This is a genomic window from Hyphomicrobiaceae bacterium (genome assembly GCA_041397645.1).
Lineage (GTDB): Bacteria > Pseudomonadota > Alphaproteobacteria > Rhizobiales > Hyphomicrobiaceae > Hyphomicrobium_B.
In genome coordinates, this window is record JAWKWE010000004.1 from 2,770,360 (window position 1) to 2,786,397 (window position 16,038).

The 16,038-nt window shown below is 56.8% G+C and carries 20 protein-coding genes; 13 read left to right on the plus strand and 7 right to left on the minus strand.

Translation table 11 applies throughout. From position 1 onward, the window contains the following. Positions 1-110 precede the first annotated feature (110 nt). Complete coding sequence (locus tag R3D51_12905) at positions 111-557, plus strand: CBS domain-containing protein (GenBank protein ID MEZ5900375.1); 447 nt, start codon at positions 111-113, stop codon at positions 555-557. A 95-nt stretch (positions 558-652) separates the two neighbouring features. Here the strand turns inward: R3D51_12905 and R3D51_12910 are convergent, their stop codons facing one another. Further along, positions 653-1,549, minus strand: coding sequence for a LysR family transcriptional regulator (locus tag R3D51_12910; protein MEZ5900376.1), 897 nt, complete (start codon positions 1,547-1,549; stop codon positions 653-655). A gap of 121 nt (positions 1,550-1,670) precedes the next feature. Here R3D51_12910 and R3D51_12915 point away from each other — a divergent pair, with 121 nt between their 5' ends. Together R3D51_12915 and R3D51_12920 are read left to right on the plus strand one after the other, a co-directional pair. Next, positions 1,671-2,060: a tautomerase family protein gene (locus R3D51_12915; GenBank protein MEZ5900377.1), complete on the plus strand. Its 390-nt coding sequence runs from the start codon at positions 1,671-1,673 to the stop codon at positions 2,058-2,060. 41 nt (positions 2,061-2,101) lie between these two features. Beyond that, positions 2,102-3,271 carry an alpha-hydroxy acid oxidase gene (locus R3D51_12920; protein ID MEZ5900378.1) on the plus strand — a complete coding sequence of 390 codons (1,170 nt, stop codon included), beginning with the start codon at positions 2,102-2,104 and terminating at the stop codon, positions 3,269-3,271. 138 nt (positions 3,272-3,409) lie between these two features. On the opposite strand, the gene R3D51_12925 is transcribed toward R3D51_12920, so the two are convergent. Then, positions 3,410-4,012, minus strand: a complete 603-nt coding sequence (locus R3D51_12925; GenBank protein ID MEZ5900379.1) for a response regulator transcription factor — start codon at positions 4,010-4,012, stop codon at positions 3,410-3,412. 454 nt (positions 4,013-4,466) lie between these two features. Here R3D51_12925 and R3D51_12930 point away from each other — a divergent pair, with 454 nt between their 5' ends. The 3 genes from R3D51_12930 to R3D51_12940 all read left to right on the plus strand — a co-directional run bounded on the left by R3D51_12930 (position 4,467) and on the right by R3D51_12940 (position 6,475). Continuing rightward, on the plus strand, positions 4,467-4,766 hold the full coding sequence (locus R3D51_12930) for a hypothetical protein (GenBank protein ID MEZ5900380.1): 300 nt from the start codon (positions 4,467-4,469) through the stop codon (positions 4,764-4,766). 153 nt (positions 4,767-4,919) lie between these two features. After that, positions 4,920-5,489, plus strand: coding sequence for a DUF2239 family protein (locus R3D51_12935; GenBank protein ID MEZ5900381.1), 570 nt, complete (start codon positions 4,920-4,922; stop codon positions 5,487-5,489). A 311-nt stretch (positions 5,490-5,800) separates the two neighbouring features. Beyond that, positions 5,801-6,475 carry a tetratricopeptide repeat protein gene (locus R3D51_12940; protein ID MEZ5900382.1) on the plus strand — a complete coding sequence of 225 codons (675 nt, stop codon included), beginning with the start codon at positions 5,801-5,803 and terminating at the stop codon, positions 6,473-6,475. Positions 6,476-6,514: 39 nt separating this feature from the next. On the opposite strand, the gene R3D51_12945 is transcribed toward R3D51_12940, so the two are convergent. The 5 genes from R3D51_12945 to R3D51_12965 form a co-directional block, all read right to left on the minus strand. After that, complete coding sequence (locus R3D51_12945; protein ID MEZ5900383.1) at positions 6,515-6,790, minus strand: EF-hand domain-containing protein; 276 nt, start codon at positions 6,788-6,790, stop codon at positions 6,515-6,517. Between the two features lie 651 nt (positions 6,791-7,441). Continuing rightward, positions 7,442-7,993, minus strand: a complete 552-nt coding sequence (locus tag R3D51_12950) for a carboxymuconolactone decarboxylase family protein (GenBank protein ID MEZ5900384.1) — start codon at positions 7,991-7,993, stop codon at positions 7,442-7,444. Between the two features lie 88 nt (positions 7,994-8,081). Continuing rightward, positions 8,082-8,636 (minus strand): peroxiredoxin, encoded by a 555-nt coding sequence (locus R3D51_12955; GenBank protein ID MEZ5900385.1) that lies wholly within the window; start codon positions 8,634-8,636, stop codon positions 8,082-8,084. Positions 8,637-8,802: 166 nt separating this feature from the next. Next, positions 8,803-9,303 (minus strand): ferritin family protein, encoded by a 501-nt coding sequence (locus R3D51_12960; GenBank protein MEZ5900386.1) that lies wholly within the window; start codon positions 9,301-9,303, stop codon positions 8,803-8,805. A gap of 54 nt (positions 9,304-9,357) precedes the next feature. Continuing rightward, positions 9,358-9,723 carry a 2Fe-2S iron-sulfur cluster-binding protein gene (locus R3D51_12965; GenBank protein ID MEZ5900387.1) on the minus strand — a complete coding sequence of 122 codons (366 nt, stop codon included), beginning with the start codon at positions 9,721-9,723 and terminating at the stop codon, positions 9,358-9,360. Between the two features lie 366 nt (positions 9,724-10,089). Here R3D51_12965 and nifA point away from each other — a divergent pair, with 366 nt between their 5' ends. The 7 genes from nifA (at position 10,090) to R3D51_13000 (ending at position 16,034) form a co-directional block, all read left to right on the plus strand. Continuing rightward, a complete protein-coding gene (gene nifA, locus R3D51_12970; protein ID MEZ5900388.1) occupies positions 10,090-11,814 on the plus strand; it encodes a nif-specific transcriptional activator NifA in 1,725 nt (574 codons plus the stop codon). Between the two features lie 260 nt (positions 11,815-12,074). Then, complete coding sequence (nifB, locus tag R3D51_12975; protein ID MEZ5900389.1) at positions 12,075-13,556, plus strand: nitrogenase cofactor biosynthesis protein NifB; 1,482 nt, start codon at positions 12,075-12,077, stop codon at positions 13,554-13,556. A 45-nt stretch (positions 13,557-13,601) separates the two neighbouring features. Then, complete coding sequence (locus R3D51_12980; GenBank protein MEZ5900390.1) at positions 13,602-13,796, plus strand: 4Fe-4S binding protein; 195 nt, start codon at positions 13,602-13,604, stop codon at positions 13,794-13,796. Between the two features lie 33 nt (positions 13,797-13,829). Beyond that, positions 13,830-14,615, plus strand: a complete 786-nt coding sequence (locus R3D51_12985) for a 4Fe4S-binding leucine-rich repeat protein (protein ID MEZ5900391.1) — start codon at positions 13,830-13,832, stop codon at positions 14,613-14,615. Then, positions 14,599-14,895 carry a nitrogen fixation protein NifZ gene (locus R3D51_12990; GenBank protein MEZ5900392.1) on the plus strand — a complete coding sequence of 99 codons (297 nt, stop codon included), beginning with the start codon at positions 14,599-14,601 and terminating at the stop codon, positions 14,893-14,895. Before R3D51_12985 ends, R3D51_12990 begins: the two co-directional genes overlap by 17 nt. After that, a complete protein-coding gene (gene nifT / locus R3D51_12995) occupies positions 14,892-15,104 on the plus strand; it encodes a putative nitrogen fixation protein NifT (protein ID MEZ5900393.1) in 213 nt (70 codons plus the stop codon). The genes R3D51_12990 and nifT overlap by 4 nt, the downstream gene beginning before the upstream one ends. Before the next feature lie 51 nt (positions 15,105-15,155). Further along, on the plus strand, positions 15,156-16,034 hold the full coding sequence (locus R3D51_13000; protein ID MEZ5900394.1) for an SIR2 family protein: 879 nt from the start codon (positions 15,156-15,158) through the stop codon (positions 16,032-16,034). Positions 16,035-16,038 lie beyond the last annotated feature (4 nt).

The following is a 16,038-nucleotide window of genomic DNA, read 5'->3' on the forward strand; positions in this document are numbered from 1 at the left end:
ACTACATTTGGCTTGCGGCCGTCGATGATCAGGAGGACTCGAACGTGGTCCCAATGTCCAAGGGAAATCGTGTCATTGATCTTTCAGCTAAGCGCAAGGAGCGACGCGGGATGTTGATGAGCATTGGAGATGTGCTGGCGTTAAAGGGCTCGAATGTCCGAATGATCGAGCCCGACGAGACCATCGGGCAACTCTCCCGCGAATTAATGCAGCAACGTATTGGGGCCATGGTCGTAAGCCGTGACGGCAAGACAATCGACGGAATTATCTCAGAGCGCGATATCGCGTACAGCCTCGCTGATCGTAGAGGGGAACTTCACCTTTTGAAGGTTTCGGCGCTGATGACCCGCAAGGTGGTCACATGTACGCCGGCACACAGCCTTTCGAGTGTGGCGGCACTCATGAGCAAGTATCGGATTCGCCATCTTCCCGTAGTGCAGGAAGGCGTACTCGTCGGACTTATCAGTATTCGTGACGTGCTTGAATATCGCATTGTCGAAGTCGAACGTAAAACGAGCCTTATCGGTAGACTTTTTTCCTCAAATTCCGAACGGTAGGGGCGCTAGCTGCAGTTTGCACGGCCTTCAATCTAAACTTGGGCTTCCGGGCAGTCGCTTTGCGAACCATCTTTCGCGACTAAGCCCATAAGCGGCTATTTACTCACGGCGAACCGATCGGAAACGACTTCGGCCACGAGATCGAATGCCTTGCGCATGTTGCCCTGGTCTCGCTGGTGCACCAACCATACATCCAAGGACAAGCTAAAGTCGGAGACATCCACGACGACAACCTCGCGTCGAACCGCGCTCGTTTCGAGAGCAACAAGAGGCACCAAACCCAATCCTATACCGGCCGCCACCAAGCGCAGTTGCGCTTCCACACCAAACGTATCAATGGCCACACGCAGAGCATCTTCGTGCTGACCCATCGCAGCTTCAAGTGCTGCTCTGTAACCGCAGCCCAGAGGATTGAGTACCCATGCCTCGTTCGACAATTGAGCAAGACGCAACCGTCCTTTGCGTCTCTTGGCGCCTTTTGCCCGAACAATCGCTGTTTTGACTGAAGCGAGGTATCGACCGCTGAGTGTGGTCGGAGGGCGCAAGGAGGCGGGCAGGAGGACCAGTGCCGCGTCCAATGTACCTTGTTCTACCTGTCGAATAAGTCCACCGCTCCAATCTGTACGCAGGCGCAGGTCGAGCTTTGGGAAAGCCGTCTGGAGCCGCTGCACGGTTCGCAATAGCGCCAATTCGCCAACTGCTTGGGCAACTCCAAGCTTCATGACCCCGAAAGGATCGCTTTTTTCTTGGGTCGTCGCGACCAAATCCTCGACAGCCCGGAGAATTGGAATTGCCTGCTCGACTATCCGGCGTCCCATGGCGGTTGGCGCCGGAGACCGTGTCGTGCGATCGAACAATCTCAAGCCTAGCACCTCTTCCAGATGACTAAGCCGGCGCGACACTGCGGATTGCGTAAGGTGCAGGCGATCTGCTGCCATCGTGACAGACTTTGTCTCTACGACCGCTAAGAGAGCTCGAAGATCGTCGATCACATTGAAAAATCCTCATACACTTCATGATTATTATGCATTTGTCTCATGATGATAAGGGTACTACTGATGCTTGGCCCAATGAGCAAGAGGCTTGCCCTTCTGATTTCGAGAGGACTTAAAGATGCCGCTGGTCAGAATCGACCTGAGCAAAGATGCACCCGATAGTCGCGTGCGCGCGATTAGCGAAGCTGTCTACGGCGCGATGACAGATATCGCCAAGGTTCCGCTCAATGACAAATTCCAGATCGTGTCGCGACACAGCCTGGACGAGTTGATCTATCCGAATGATGGATATCTTGGCGTTTCGTACTCGTCGGATATTGTTTTTATCCAGGTCACTTGGGTGGGTGGGCGTTCAACCGAAGTCAAGAAGCAGTTCTATCATCGCATCGCCGATGAGATTCACGAGAAGTCAGGCGTTCGCAAGGAGGACGTCTGGATCAGCCTAGTTGACTCTGGCCGCGAGGACTGGTCGTTCGGCAACGGTGAAATGCAATATGCCCCCAAATAGCTTCTTAATGCCGGAACGCCTCCATGTTCAAACGAGAACGCTTGCCTCTATGCACAAGCATCGAAGACCTGCGCGCGCTCGCGGAGCGCCGCGTTCCGAAAGCCTTTTTTGAATACATGGATCATGGGTCTTATTCCCAATCCACCCTGCGGGCCAACTGCCGAGACTTCGAAGCGCTCGAATTGAGGCAGCGCGTAGGTATCGATGTTAGCAACAGGATCCTGAGCACCGAACTGATTGGCGAGAGCGCCGAGTTGCCACTTGCTATAGCTCCGGTTGGCCTGCTCGGGATGATGCGCGGGGATGGCGAGATCCACGTCTGCCGTGCGGCTCAAAAGGCGGGCATTCCGTTCTGCCTCAGTACCATGTCCATCTGCTCGATCGAGGATGTAGCTCAAGCTGTCGAGCAGCCTTTCTGGTTCCAACTCTACGTTATGCGCGATCGAGGGTTCGTGCGCGAATTAATCGAGCGTGCGATCGCAGCCAAATGCAATGCCCTTGTCACAACATTGGACCTGCAGGTGCAGGGTGAGCGCTATTGCGATTCAAAGAATGGCCTGACGGTGCCGCTCAAAGTAACTCTATCAAACGTTCTGGACGTCCTAACGAAACCCGCCTGGGCCGTCGGTATCCAAAACGGAAGACGCAAAACGTTCGGCAACTTGGCTTCGCGCATAAAGGGGGCGGATAGCATCGTGTCTTTGGCGGAATGGGTTGCCAATCAGTTCGACCCAACGCTGAACTGGAAGGACGTCGAGTGGATCAGGAGCATATGGCCAGGAAAGCTTGTTCTTAAAGGTATACTTGATGTCGAAGATGCGAAAATAGCAGCAGAGTTGGGTGTCTCGGCGATTATCGTATCGAACCATGGAGGACGGCAACTCGATGGCGCGCCATCCTCGATCTCATCCCTTCCTAGAGTGGTCGAGGCTGTCGGCGATAAAGTTGAGGTCTTGTTTGATGGTGGCATTCGATCGGGACAGGACATACTGCGGGCGCTAGCTCTGGGCGCACGCGGCTGTTTAATAGGCCGGGCTGCTGCGTACGGCTTAGGAGCCGCTGGCGAGGCAGGCGTGGCAAAGGCGATCGCCATACTCCGCAAGCAACTCGACGTATCAATGGCGTTGACTGGCACGAGGTCCGTCTCCGAAATTGGACCGCAAATCCTGGAGGGGGCCACCAAACTTACTCACAACGGCAGCGCTTGCTAATGTCTGGTTAGGCTGGTTCCATCCGAGCTATGCGGCAGCGAAGCGGTTTATCTAAATTATCCGGGGCTCTGCCAGAGAGTTTGAAGATCGGTCGAGCGAACCCAACGTCAATTAGTACCTGGGTCATCCGCGGCGTCTCTAGCGAGCAAATTCTTTGCTCGTATCGACCATGCTTAGAACGGAGCCCAAGTTCAACTCGGCAACCAGAAGTGCCGCCTCCACGCGTGAGACGACCTTGAGCTTACGAAAAATGTCCCTGTTGTGGGCCTTCACCGTGGTCTCTTCGATTGAGAGAGCATGGGCGATTTGCTTGTTAAGCAGCCCACGGCAAAGCATGCCAAGCACGCGGAACTGTTGGTCAGTGAGGGTGCAGAGCCTGCGCTTAAGCCTTGCTATCTCTTCTGAGTCTGAAATATCGGGCGCCGGGGCATTACAGTGAAGAACTCCACCTTCAAGTGCCGCATGAACCGCCCTTCTAAGGCTCTCGCTGCTTAGGGACTTGCAGGCGTAGAGGACCGACCTCCTGAATCCATCATCGGGCCGACGGAACGCAGAAACGACGACGACGGGCATGCGCGGCCACTGGCGGTACAATTCATTCACGTCGCGAGGGCAGTAGACATGGGGAAGCCAGTAATCGAGCAGCACCAAGTCAATGGTTCCCTCGGCCGCAATCAGACCCAATGCGTGGTGGATGGTTCGGACGTGAACACGCCGAATGGCGGGGAACACTTTCGCCATAGCCTGCTGCAGCGCACACGCGGAGCATGAATGATCGCTAACGATTAGGAATTTTTTTGACATCAAACACCTACGGCATCAGCAGACCGGCCGCAGTTGTGTAGACACGCTTATTGTGCGATGCAATATTATATGTTGCAGTGCGGCAATGTGCTCAATACATCGATGACTGGCTTGGGGGGGCGCCGGTGCGGTGCCGACGACTGGTCCTGGCCCCAGTTCCTGTCAGGGTGACGTCTGCTCTCCGACGAGGAGCCGGCGTAGTTCGGATTGCCGCCGTTTTTCGTCCCGGCTGGCGACACGCCAGCAACTCCGCCTCGCGAAGGTGTTCCCTTACAGTTTGTGTCATAATTGACGGTTTTTGCGGATAAATCCCATCTGCAACAGCGTATTCCTTGGCAGCGGCCATGCGCCCAACTAGCGTCCTGCTAAGATTCCATTCTCGGAGGTGGCAATGCAGACCTTGAAATTCGGCTTTGTGGCCGCGGCGACGTTGTGCGCGATTTCGGCGACGGCTCAGGCCGCCGATTGTGCCAGGATCACGGCCCTCGGCTCAACGTTGACCTACGATACCGCCGTGCTCTTCTCGACAAACGCACTCAAAAATACGCTCGCTGCGCAGGGGCGAGTGGGCAAGGGGCCGGTGCACACGACCTGCAAAACAGAAACGTTGATGACGACGTGTCACTCCTCGCAGGTCGCATGCAAAGGCGCAACGCCCAAGACTTGCTTGGGCGCTTGGCTGTGCTTCTGACAGGTGAGTGGGCGCGAACGCTAAAGTAACCTCACCGCGATCAATGGTGCGGGGTGACCTTGGCCACCTTTTTTTGGCAGCGGAGGCGCACCGCGCATTGTATTTTACCCGGATATATTGACGGCATAATTTTATCCGGGTATAAATGACTTCATGGATCGATTGCCAGCCTTCGTTGCTTTTGTCGGGCCCCGCTGCGTTGCCAGCGGCCCGTTGTCAGACATCTTGCCGAACCTCAAAGAGAGGTTTGAACGCGAGCCGTCTGAGCAAATTCTTGTGTTCGACGGTAATACCGGCAAGCGTGTCGAGCTGGACCTCCGGGGTTGTCTTGATGATGTGCTTAAGCGCTATTCGACAGAGACGTCACGCGGTCCGGGAAGACCGAAGCTTGGTGTTGTAGGCCGCGAAATTTCGCTTCTACCGAGACATTGGGATTGGCTGGAGGAGCAACCGATTGGGGCGTCTGCTGCTCTACGCCGGTTGGTCGAGGCGGCCATTCGACACGAACCCGGAAGAGAACGTGCGCGCCGAATTCGTGCAGCACTCAGCCAATTTCTGTCTGCGTTGGCAGGAGACCGTTCCCACTACGAGGATGTGTGTAGGGCTCTGTTTGCTGGCGAAACAGCCCAGTTGCCAGGGCTGATGGCTCGTTGGCCGAAGGATATTCGGGAATACGTCCTGGAACGAGCTCAGGCAGCCGCCGAGGCGGAAGCTGCGAAATAGCCAAGCAAGCACGTGAAATAATCGTAGCGTTGTAACGCATGTGGAGCGATGGCGATTACGCAGCCGTCGCACAACTTGTTGCGCCGTCTAAATGATAGCAATGAATTTAAAGATGTGTGAGACGTGCGTCTTCGAGCAGATTTCATTCTTTCAGAGGGTCGGTGGTGCGATTCTGACCGGGTTCACCATAATTTCGAGCTGGCTATGGCACCACAGCTGCGCGAAAAATATGGAAGCACGCGAGGCGCTAGATTTGGCCGGAAAATTCTGTCTCCTCTCGATATTGAGTCACGATGGAAAGTCAGCAAGAGATGAAACCCTCCAGATCCCTAGCTCTCGCGCTCCTCCTTTGCCTCCTCTGCCTCAAGGCATTTGCCGGCGTGGCTCATGCCCAGGCTGACGACAACGCCAATTTCCAGGCCGGGGTCTCTGCGCTTCAAGCCAACGATATGCCGCGCGCTTACCAAGCCTTTCTCAAGGCTGCGGAGGAGGGCCACGCCTCTTCCCAATTCAACGTCGCCGTCATGTATGAGCGGGGGATCGGCGTCGGCAAAGACGAAAGCAAAGCGCTTGCTTGGTACGAGAAGGCCGCATCACAGGGAAATGCCGACGCGCAATTCAATCTGGGAGTGCTCTACGAAAATGGTCGTGGCACCAAGGTTGACTTTGAAAAGGCAAATGAGTGGTATCGCAAGGCCTCGGCACAAGGCGATGCGCTAGCCATAGGCAACCTCGGCATGCTGTATTTGCGCGGCCAGGGCGTGAAGGAAAACAAGGTCGCGGGCGTGGCGCTGCTCTTGGTCTCAGCCACCAAGGACCCTTCGCCCGAGAACCATGCCAAAAAAAATATTGCGAGTACGCGCGGGCTAACGAGTGCGATGGTCGTTGCTGCCCAAACGCTCTCGCAGAAACTTAGTAGTGCCAATAATTTGCTGGTGCCTCTCGATGAATATTTGAAAGAGGCGGAGAGTGGCGCCGCGAAATAGTGGCAGCGATGGCCCGCGTTAGATCGGCCAGCCGATCGCTTAGAATTCCTTCATTTGAATGAGTGCGTTTGCCTCGGCGCCGCCCATTTCGTCCTGATCCACGACGCCATCGTGGTTCTTATCGGCCTTGTTGAAGTGATGCTTGACGAGCGCCTGAAACTCGTTGGCGTCCAGCTTGCCGTCATGGTTCTTATCTAGCTTTTTGAAGACATTGCCGCCGAGTGCAGCGGCCTCTTTACTGCCCATGTTTTCGGCGTGTGCGGGAAGGGCTATGGCCATTGCAATTGCGGCCAAGGAAAAGGCTTTAAAACGCATTGGAAACTCCATTCTCTTTAGTCTTAGGCGGGGGATTAGATTGCGTCGCGCGAGATCACTGGCAATTCGTGCAACATTTGCAGTCATTTCTGCCGAGCTAGGTCCGCTTGTGATCCCGGCACGCGATGTATCCTCATCGCAAATATGTTCTGGAGTTGGGCTTGCCACATACAAGATCGTAAGCTGCTTGAAGGCAGCGTTCTTCGCGAAAAAGATCAGTTTTCCAAATGGTGACGACGGTCAGACTTCGCTATTTCTGAGCATTCAGATAAAATTCCGCAGTTTTACATAAAAGTATGGGTTGGGCCCCTTTTCCTCCTCGCGAACGGCCCTATATCGGAGGTGTGGTTCCTTGCCCCTTCAGGAACCCCTGGATGCCTGCTTTTCTCCCCCGTGAAGCAGCATCAATGGTTTGGGTTCCTCCCCCGGGAACCATTCCAAAAAACCCCCGGTCCAAGCCGGGGGTTTTTCTTTTTGCCTCTTTGTCGAAGTTCGCAGCCCGCGGCCGTCAGCGGCGATGATGCGGAATACCTGTCGAACGGGTGCTTGCGATCAAGTTGTCGTCGATAAGCGTGTGCCGCAAACTTGCGTAGTTCTGTAGATTGAATGGTGGGCTTGCGCATTGTCACGCCCCACCATTTTTGAATTTGGCTATTCGGCGGCGACGGACGAGGCCTGTGCAGGCTCAGCCGTCTGCAGGACGACGGCGACGGATTGAAGAATGGCGGCATACCGCACGGCGGTTTGGATCGTAGACGACGGCACGTTGTGTTTGCGCAGTTCTTTCTCGTGCGCTTCCATGCAGGCGCCGCATCCGTTGATTGTCGAGACCGCCAGCGACCAAAGCTCGAAATCCGCCTTTTCAACCCCAGGGTTTGCAATCACGTTCATGCGCAAGCGCGCTGGCATCGACGCATATTCTTTTTCCGGCACGAGATGCAGAAAGCGGTAGTAGACATTATTCATAGCCATGATAGCGGCCGCCGCTTTGGCAGCAGAGACGGTTTGCGGCGAGGTTTTTAGAGCTGCTTCCTGTTCGAACGCAGCAATCAGGTCAGGGCATCGCGTCGTGATAGCGCATGCGAGCAGCAGCCCAAATTTCGTCTGGGGGGCAAGCGTATCATCGCTGACAAGGGAGGACAGATTGAGCCGGACATCTTTTGCGTAGTCCGGCAAGCGCGCAATCAGCGCATCGATCATCATGGCACGGGTTTCCACTTTTCAGAAGCGAACAGTCCAAAGCCACAGCACGCGCGTGCGCGCTGTGGCTCGTGGGTCTTTTGATGAAGATCTAGGCTGCTTTCAGAGTTTCGCCGCCGACCTGGCGATTGCACGGGCACAGCTCATCCGTTTGAAGTGCATCAAGCACGCGCAAGGTATCCTTAGGATTGCGACCCACATTCAAGTTCGTCGCGTAAACGTGCTGGATGACGTTGTCGGGATCGACAATGTATGTGTAGCGATAGGCGACGCCAGCTGAAGAGCGCACGCCCAAGCCGTCGATCAGCGAACCTGTGGTGTCCGCGAAGGACCAGATCGGCAGCTTGTCGAGCGACTTGTGATCGCGACGCCAGGCAAGTTTGCAGAACTCGTTGTCCGAAGAGCCGCCCAGGACTACGGCATCGCGATCGGCAAAATCGCGCGTGAGGCTGGCGAACTCTGCGATCTCCGTTGGGCAGACGAAAGTGAAGTCCTTCGGATAGAAAAAGATCACCTTCCATTTTCCCGGAAAGCTATCCTGGGTGAGCGTCTCGAACGCGCTCTGTCCCTTTTCTTCATGGGCGTTGAAGCCTGGCTTCACACCTGTGATCTCGAATGGAGGAAGCTTGTCGCCAATTCCGAGCATTGTGAACTCCTGCGTGTGGATGCGGTCAGGCTAAGGCTCAGCAAACGCTGTGCCATGTGTAAGTTATTGGAAATGCGTGATTTCCAGTGTTCGCCACGCGACAAATTGTAGGCTGCCCGACAATCGCTGTTGGGTTTCGATAGCCATCAGGAGCGTCAACGAGGCGTCAGCCAGGCACTGCGAGTTTCGATTTTTTTTTGCCGTGGTCGGCGATCCACTTCTCCAGCCACTGGACGTGCTCGGCTTCTTCCTCGACGAATTCCTTGGCAAGGACTTTGATCTCGGGATTGGTCGTGGTGTCGTGTACGAGCTTGTAGAACGCATGTCCGCGCTTCTCGCTTTCGAGGGCGATTTCAATCGCCTCGTCGTAGGCAATCAGCGGGTCGGACGCCCATATCGCGGCTGTTTCAGGACTTTCAAAATCCGGCCACTGGTAGTCGTCAGGCAGGATCACGGGGATCTCGCGGAAGCCGGATCTGGCTTTCGCATCCTGCAAATGCATGCGCGAGTAGTCGGAGAGCTTGCGAAACAGCGCACCGACGGGTTTGTTGCCCGCCGCTTCCATGGAATCGGCAAGGTGGCCGAAGCGCAAGGTTGCCTCTTCTTCCAGTTTGACGGCGTAGCAAAGGAAGACTTCAACGGACGTGGTCACATCCTCTAGGAGCATGGCACTTCATCCCGGTAGCGTGTGAATTTTCGGCGCGGCGTGAAGCTGGCGGTGTCAGGCGCCGCCCGGCACGCCGGTGAATTTCACCCGAATGTCCTCGTCGCGCACGATGTACTGACAGGCGAGTCGGAAGCGTGGGTTGATGTCGTTCACCGCGGCCCGCTCAATTTCTTCCTTGGTGATCTTACCAAGGGATTTGAGCAGGCTTTTTTCCTTGTCGGTGAGCATCTCGCCCATGTTCTTGCCGGACAAATGCTCAACTTCGATGAGGCAGGATCCGCAATTGCCGTCGCGGCACTCGAAAGGCAGAGGGATCTTGTTCTTCTCGGCAATGGCGAGAATCGTGCCTCGGTCGCCTGCGATGGCGTAGACGGTAACGTCTTTATGCAGCAGTGGTGAAGCAAAGGTAATTTGGGCCATGGGTGTGCAGCCAATTCTTGTAAGGACGCCGGACGTGAGCGCCACTCAGCAAGAGATGTGCCGATAAACCAAGGGCCCGAAATACCTGCATTGTTGCTGTCACATTATCGGGGTGCGATGTCCCGAAGCCTACAAAATGTCGCTTGTGTCGGTGACGTCTCAGTCTGACCGTTGCCGGTTAGTTGGTCGCACTGCCGACGCACTGCAAAAAGGCACAGTGCCCAATAAATTCATGGGGTTTGCAAAAAAGATTGGCGCGACAAACCCCGGTTGAGGGGCGTACAATTTTGCACATGCGAAAGAGACGTCTTATGTCTCAGCCCATTTGAAAGGGCTTTAACGATGATGGCATCCCATTCGGCCGGAATGCCGCTCGCTACAGAGCGTGGAGCGAGCCAGGCCATAAGCAGATTGCAAGGTGAAGTAGCGCTAAGCGGGATTTATGAGGTCTCAAAGATTCTCGCGAAGCCTGCGCGCCTGGAAACCACGCTCTCCAACGTGCTCAACCTGCTGTCTTCCTATCTCGACATGAGGCAGGGCACGATCATGCTGCTTGACGATGACGATGTCCCCGAGATCGTCGTCGGAAACTGCTGGAGCGAAGATCTTTCACACGCCGACGCGGCCAGCATTCCGCGCCAAGCGCTAGATCAGATCATCGCTACGGCAATGCCGCTGATTGTGGAAAATGCGGAATCCCACCCGCTGTTTGCAACCCAGCTTGCAGACGGCAGCCTCAAGCATCAGTCGTTCATTGGCGTCCCGATCAAGATCGAGGACCGCGTGGTCGGTACGATCTCGATCGACCGGCCGAGCGGGGGCGCGTCGTCGTTAGGCTTTGATCCCGATGTGCGCTTTCTTTCGATGATCGCCAATCTAATTGGGCAGACCATCCATCTGCACCGCGTGATCGCCCGGGATCGGCAGCGTTTGCTCGATGAGAGTAGGCGGCTTGAAAAGCAGTTGGCGACGAGCGCGCCTGCCAAGATCGGCAAGAGCAAGGCGGATGCGCACGGCATTGTGGGCGAGAGTCCGCAGATCCGCGCGGTTCTCGACAAGATCGCCATCGTCGCCAAATCGAACGCGACCGTGCTGCTGCGCGGCGAGTCCGGCACGGGCAAGGAGCTTTTTGCACGCGCCATTCATGAACTTTCGCCCCGAGCGAAAGGGCCCTTCGTCAAGGTGAACTGCGCCGCGCTGCCTGAGAGCGTTCTGGAATCAGAGCTTTTTGGGCATGAGAAAGGTGCATTTACCGGAGCGGTGAGCGCGCGTCAGGGCCGCTTCGAGTTGGCGGACGGGGGCACGATCTTCCTCGACGAGATCGGGGAAATTTCTCCCTCTTTCCAGGCCAAACTGCTGCGTGTTCTGCAGGAGGGCGAATTCGATCGGGTTGGCAGCACGAAAACGCAGAAAGTCAAAGTGCGCGTCGTTGCCGCCACGAATAAGGATCTGGAACAGGCGGTCACCGCAGGCACGTTCAGGGCCGACCTGTACTATCGCATCTCGGTGGTGCCGCTGATGCTGCCGGCCTTGCGCGAGCGCAAAAGCGACATCCCCGCGCTTGCCCAGTCGTTCCTGACGCGTTTCAACAAGGAAAACGGACGCGATCTGCAACTGACCAAGGGTGCGCTCGACGTTCTGAAAGCCTGCTATTTCCCGGGCAATGTGCGCGAGCTGGAAAACTGCATCTTCCGGACGGCCACTCTAGCGCGCGGGCCTGCCATTGAAGGTATCGATTTCGCCTGCGGTCATGGAGAGTGTTTGTCTTCAGTGCTTTGGCGCTCCAAGCCGCACGCCCCCGCAAACCGGGCGCCAGCCACGATGATTCCGCTGCCTGTGACGCCGTCTCAAGCGGCCGAGCCGGACGAAGATCATTCCTGCGCGTGTGGCTCTCCGGTTCCGGGCGAAGGCGATTGCACGACGCCAGATGTGTGCGGGACCCAAGGAACCCGGGTTTCGCGCGCTCAGCTCATCGACGCGATGGAGCGATGTGGATGGGTTCAGGCCAAGGCCGCGCGGATTCTAAGACTGACGCCGCGTCAGATCGGCTATGCGCTCAAGAAACACAATGTTGATGTGAAGAAGTTCTGACGCTCTTTTGGGGCGCTATCGAGAAGCCGTGCCTTCCAAGTCCCCCGGAAGGCACGGCTTCTCATTTTTGTGGCCCGGCGCTTCGCAATCGGCGGCCCCAATGATCCGCACCATGGCGCTGCGATGTCGGGTTGCCGACATGGATCTGTCGGGCGCCTGACACACGGATTTTGGCAATATGTAGCAAAATCAGCCAGATAGAAGCTGGCACCGAGCTTGCACTTACCTTCACAAAGAGGACCTTTGTGAAAGGGGTGAACATGACCGGCGAATTGATCTCCTTCGAAGACCTGCTTGCAGATACGTCTGTCGAAGATATGCGCAGCGAGCTGTCTTCGGGTGGCTGTTCTTCTAGCAGCTGCGGCTCGTCAGCAGGGCCCGCGGATATGGCTCCAGAAGTCTGGGCCAAGATCAAGGACCATCCTTGCTACTCGGAAGAAGCACACCATTATTTCGCACGGATGCACGTGGCCGTCGCGCCCGCCTGCAACATTCAGTGCAATTATTGTAACCGCAAATATGATTGCGCAAACGAAAGCCGTCCTGGTGTCGTCTCCGAGAAGCTGACACCAGATCAGGCGATGCGCAAAGTCATTACCGTTGCCAACGAGGTGCCGCAGCTCTCCGTTCTCGGCATCGCGGGCCCGGGTGATGCCTGTTACGATTGGAAGAAGACCAAATCGACCTTCGATCTGGTTTCCAAGGAAATTCCCGACATCAAGCTGTGTATTTCGACCAACGGTCTGGCGCTGCCCGAGCATGTCGATGAGCTTGCCGACATGAACGTTGATCACGTCACCATCACCATCAACATGGTCGATCCCGCGATCGGCGAAAAGATCTATCCGTGGATCTTCTACAAACACAAACGATATACGGGCCGCGAGGCCTCAGAGATTCTCCACCGCCGCCAAATGGAAGGCCTGGAGATGCTGACCAAGCGCGGGATTCTCACGAAGATCAACTCGGTGATGATCCCCGGCGTGAACGATGAGCACCTCAAGATCGTCAACGAAGAAGTCAAAAAGCGCGGCGCTTTCCTGCATAACATCATGCCGCTGATTTCCGATCCGGCGCACGGCACGCATTACGGTCTCACCGGTCAGCGCGGGCCGACCCATGCTGAGCTGAAGGCGTTGCAGGATGCCTGCGCGGGTGGGGCTAATTTGATGCGTCACTGCCGTCAGTGCCGTGCCGATGCGGTTGGCCTGCTCGGTGAGGATCGTGGACAGGAGTTCACGCTCGACCAGCTTCCCGACGAAATCTCCTACGATCCGGCCAAGCGCGAGCAGTATCGCCAGGTCGTTGCGAAGGAACGCGGTGATCACGTCGCGGCCAAGTCGCAGGCAATCGCCGAGATCAAGTCGGTCGCAGATCGCCCGATGCTGATTGCGGTCGCCACCAAGGGCGGCGGACGCATCAACCAGCACTTCGGCCACGCCCGCGAATTCCAGATCTATGAAGCTGGCTCCGAAGGCGTCCTGTTTGTCGGCCACCGCAAGGTCGAAGACGCTTACTGTCAGGGCGGTTTCGGCGAAGACGCCACACTCGACAGCGTGATTGCAACGCTCAAGGGCGTTGACGTGGTTCTGTGCTCCAAGATTGGAGATTGCCCCAAGAAGGATCTCAAGGCGGCCGGGATTACGGTCACGGACGACTATGCCTTCGAGTACATCGAAGCGGCGATCTCTAGTTTCTACACCCAATCGGTTGAGCAGGCGCCGCACGCCCTCACCGCTTGATCAGAAGAACTCCGGCAAGGCGAAGTTAACTCAGGAGATTGAGCAATGGCCTATAAGATTGTCGCCTCACAGTGCACCGTTTGTGGCGCGTGCGAGTTTGAGTGCCCGACAGCAGCCATCAGGATGAAGGGCGATATGTACATCATCGATGCTGCCAAGTGCGTCGAGTGCGAAGGCCATTTCGACTCGCCCCAGTGCGCAGCTGTCTGCCCGGTGCCAGACACTTGCATTCCGGTTTGATGCTTCCGCGTCCCGGCAAGGAGGCGGAAAGGCATGGTCGAGGAAGCGAACGAGGTTGTCGAAGCCGTTGACTGGCTGGGCCGGCCCGTATCGTGCAAGGATTGTCCTCACGACGCCATGCGCGCGCAGGAGCGGTGCGATCTCGGCCGCATCTGCGTGCGCGACCGGCGTTCCAAGCGTATCGATCGGTTCTTTGCGAACAATCCGACGCTTGCCGGACGCTATCTGAGCCATCCCTACTCGGAATTGCGGGTGTTGGCGGCCAAGCATGCCAGCGTGTTTCTGCTGACCGCTTTGGTCAACGATCCCGAGCCCGACGTGCGGGCGATGGCTGTGTATAGGCTGCCGTACAACCGCATTTCCGCGCTTAAGAACGATCCTGACCGCAAAGTTCGGTTGGCGGCAGCTCAGCGTCTTGAGGGTGCAGATCTGGTTCAGATGCTGAACGATCAGGACTATGCAATTCGCCGTACAGCCGTGGCACGCATCGATGCGGATCTCGTCGGACTCGCGATGAACGATATCGAACCCGAGGTGCGTCGCGTTGTTGCGCGACGTATGCCGCTCACCAAGCTGGCGCCCATGATGTTCGATGCCGATCCGCTCGTGCGTTACGAAGTGGCTCAACGTCTGGCGCCCGAACAACTGGACATCCTCGTTCACGACGAGGACTTGCGTGTGCGCTACGCGGTTGCCGAACGCGGCAATCGGGATGCGCTCATGTATCTGAAATACGACCGCGATGAGGAAGTGCAAGCGATGGCGATCGGTCGCCTTTCTGCACTTGAAGAGGAGGGCGGCGATGGGCCTGGGGCGTGAGCAGGAGGTTGAGATTTTCAAGCCGCCGCTGTTTAAGCCCGGCGAGAAAGTTGTCTCTCTGAAGAACGTTCGCAACGACGGAACCCTGCGTGGGCGCGAGATCGGTGAGATCGTCGTGAAGAAAGGCGAAGTCGGGTATGTGCGCGACATCGGCACATTCCTGCAGCAGTTCTTCATTTACGCGGTGGAGTGGATCGACCGGGGAACGGTTGTCGGGATGCGCGCGAAGGAATTGCAGAGCCTGGACAGGCCGAAGCCAGCAAAAGAGGACCGCACATGAAGGTGATGATCAGACGAACGGACGCCGGGCTCTCCGCCTATGTTCCCAAGAAGGACTTGGAGGAGCCGATCGTCGAGGTCGAAAAGCCCGAACTGTGGGGCGGCTGGGTGAAGCTGCGCAATGGATGGACACTGGCTCTGCCGGAGTTGGCCGCAGATACACGGCTGCCGATCACTGTTGAAGCCAAGAAGCTGGCGGATGCGGCGTAAGCGTTTGCGCAACGAGCTATCCGTTTTGAGATCGATACAATAGAGGCTGCCATGGCGATACCTGCTCTGCGTATAACTCATACCTTGGGTCAAGAACCGAACCCGGAGACCCGTCTGGCCGACATTGGCGCCGATATCACTGCGGGAAATCTCATTCCGTTTCTCGGGCCGGAACTGTTGGGGCTCGAAGAAGAACCCAAAGTGCCAGTAACGCCCGAGGCATTGGCGATGGAGCTGCACGCAAAGGTGCCGGTCGGTGCCATGCTGCGCGGTAACATGTGGGGAACCGCACAGTACATCGAACAACGTCGCCATCGCAAAACGCTTGTTGCCATCATGGCCGATATCTTTAAGACGCCGGTAAAGCCTGGCGCGCTGCATCTGTGGCTCGCCCGCCAGAAGATCCCGCTTATTGTGGATACCTGGTATGATGGCGCGCTTGCGCAGGCGTTCAAGGATGCCGGCCGCACTGATTGGGCCCAGATCCAGGGTGTCACACGCGCCCTTGAGCAGCGCGACGTCTGGACGAAATGCTACGCGCCGGACGGCAAGGAAATTTCTCCCGACGATGCCATGGCGGCGACGACCTTGATCTACAAGCCGCACGGATCGGTATCGCCGGCGAACAATTTTCTCGTGGCCGATAGCGATTATGTCGAGGTGCTGACGGAGATCGACATCCAGACGCCGCTGCCGGACGCCGTCAAGGATCGGCGCTTGGATCGCGGATTTGTGTTCATTGGATGCCGCTTCCACGACCAGATGCTGCGGACCTACGCGCGCCAGATCGCGAAGAGGTCGGGCGGACCGAAGTTCGTCGTTCTCGACTTCGAGCCGACGCGCATGGAAGAGCGCTTTTTTGCCGAGCAGGGCATTGAGCCTATCGTCGTTCCCCTGGCTGACGCAGTGAAGGCTATTACGGCGCTCTGACTTC

Bases quoted from the DNA above. Each gene is read 5' to 3' on its own strand.
- R3D51_12980 (MEZ5900390.1), top strand. From the start codon at position 13,602: ATGGCCTATAAGATTGTCGCCTCACAGTGCACCGTTTGTGGCGCGTGC.
- nifB (MEZ5900389.1), top strand. From the start codon at position 12,075: ATGACCGGCGAATTGATCTCCTTCGAAGACCTGCTTGCAGATACGTCT.
- R3D51_12935 (MEZ5900381.1), top strand. From the start codon at position 4,920: ATGGATCGATTGCCAGCCTTCGTTGCTTTTGTCGGGCCCCGCTGCGTT.
- R3D51_12905 (MEZ5900375.1), top strand. From the start codon at position 111: ATGTTGATGAGCATTGGAGATGTGCTGGCGTTAAAGGGCTCGAATGTC.
- R3D51_12960 (MEZ5900386.1), bottom strand. From the start codon at position 9,303: ATGCTCCTAGAGGATGTGACCACGTCCGTTGAAGTCTTCCTTTGCTAC.
- R3D51_12915 (MEZ5900377.1), top strand. From the start codon at position 1,671: ATGCCGCTGGTCAGAATCGACCTGAGCAAAGATGCACCCGATAGTCGC.
- R3D51_12990 (MEZ5900392.1), top strand. From the start codon at position 14,599: ATGGGCCTGGGGCGTGAGCAGGAGGTTGAGATTTTCAAGCCGCCGCTG.
- R3D51_12955 (MEZ5900385.1), bottom strand. From the start codon at position 8,636: ATGCTCGGAATTGGCGACAAGCTTCCTCCATTCGAGATCACAGGTGTG.
- R3D51_12945 (MEZ5900383.1), bottom strand. From the start codon at position 6,790: ATGCGTTTTAAAGCCTTTTCCTTGGCCGCAATTGCAATGGCCATAGCC.
- R3D51_12930 (MEZ5900380.1), top strand. From the start codon at position 4,467: ATGCAGACCTTGAAATTCGGCTTTGTGGCCGCGGCGACGTTGTGCGCG.
- R3D51_12965 (MEZ5900387.1), bottom strand. From the start codon at position 9,723: ATGGCCCAAATTACCTTTGCTTCACCACTGCTGCATAAAGACGTTACC.
- R3D51_12940 (MEZ5900382.1), top strand. From the start codon at position 5,801: ATGAAACCCTCCAGATCCCTAGCTCTCGCGCTCCTCCTTTGCCTCCTC.
- nifA (MEZ5900388.1), top strand. From the start codon at position 10,090: ATGCCGCTCGCTACAGAGCGTGGAGCGAGCCAGGCCATAAGCAGATTG.
- R3D51_13000 (MEZ5900394.1), top strand. From the start codon at position 15,156: ATGGCGATACCTGCTCTGCGTATAACTCATACCTTGGGTCAAGAACCG.
- R3D51_12925 (MEZ5900379.1), bottom strand. From the start codon at position 4,012: ATGGCGAAAGTGTTCCCCGCCATTCGGCGTGTTCACGTCCGAACCATC.
- R3D51_12985 (MEZ5900391.1), top strand. From the start codon at position 13,830: ATGGTCGAGGAAGCGAACGAGGTTGTCGAAGCCGTTGACTGGCTGGGC.
- R3D51_12950 (MEZ5900384.1), bottom strand. From the start codon at position 7,993: ATGATGATCGATGCGCTGATTGCGCGCTTGCCGGACTACGCAAAAGAT.
- nifT (MEZ5900393.1), top strand. From the start codon at position 14,892: ATGAAGGTGATGATCAGACGAACGGACGCCGGGCTCTCCGCCTATGTT.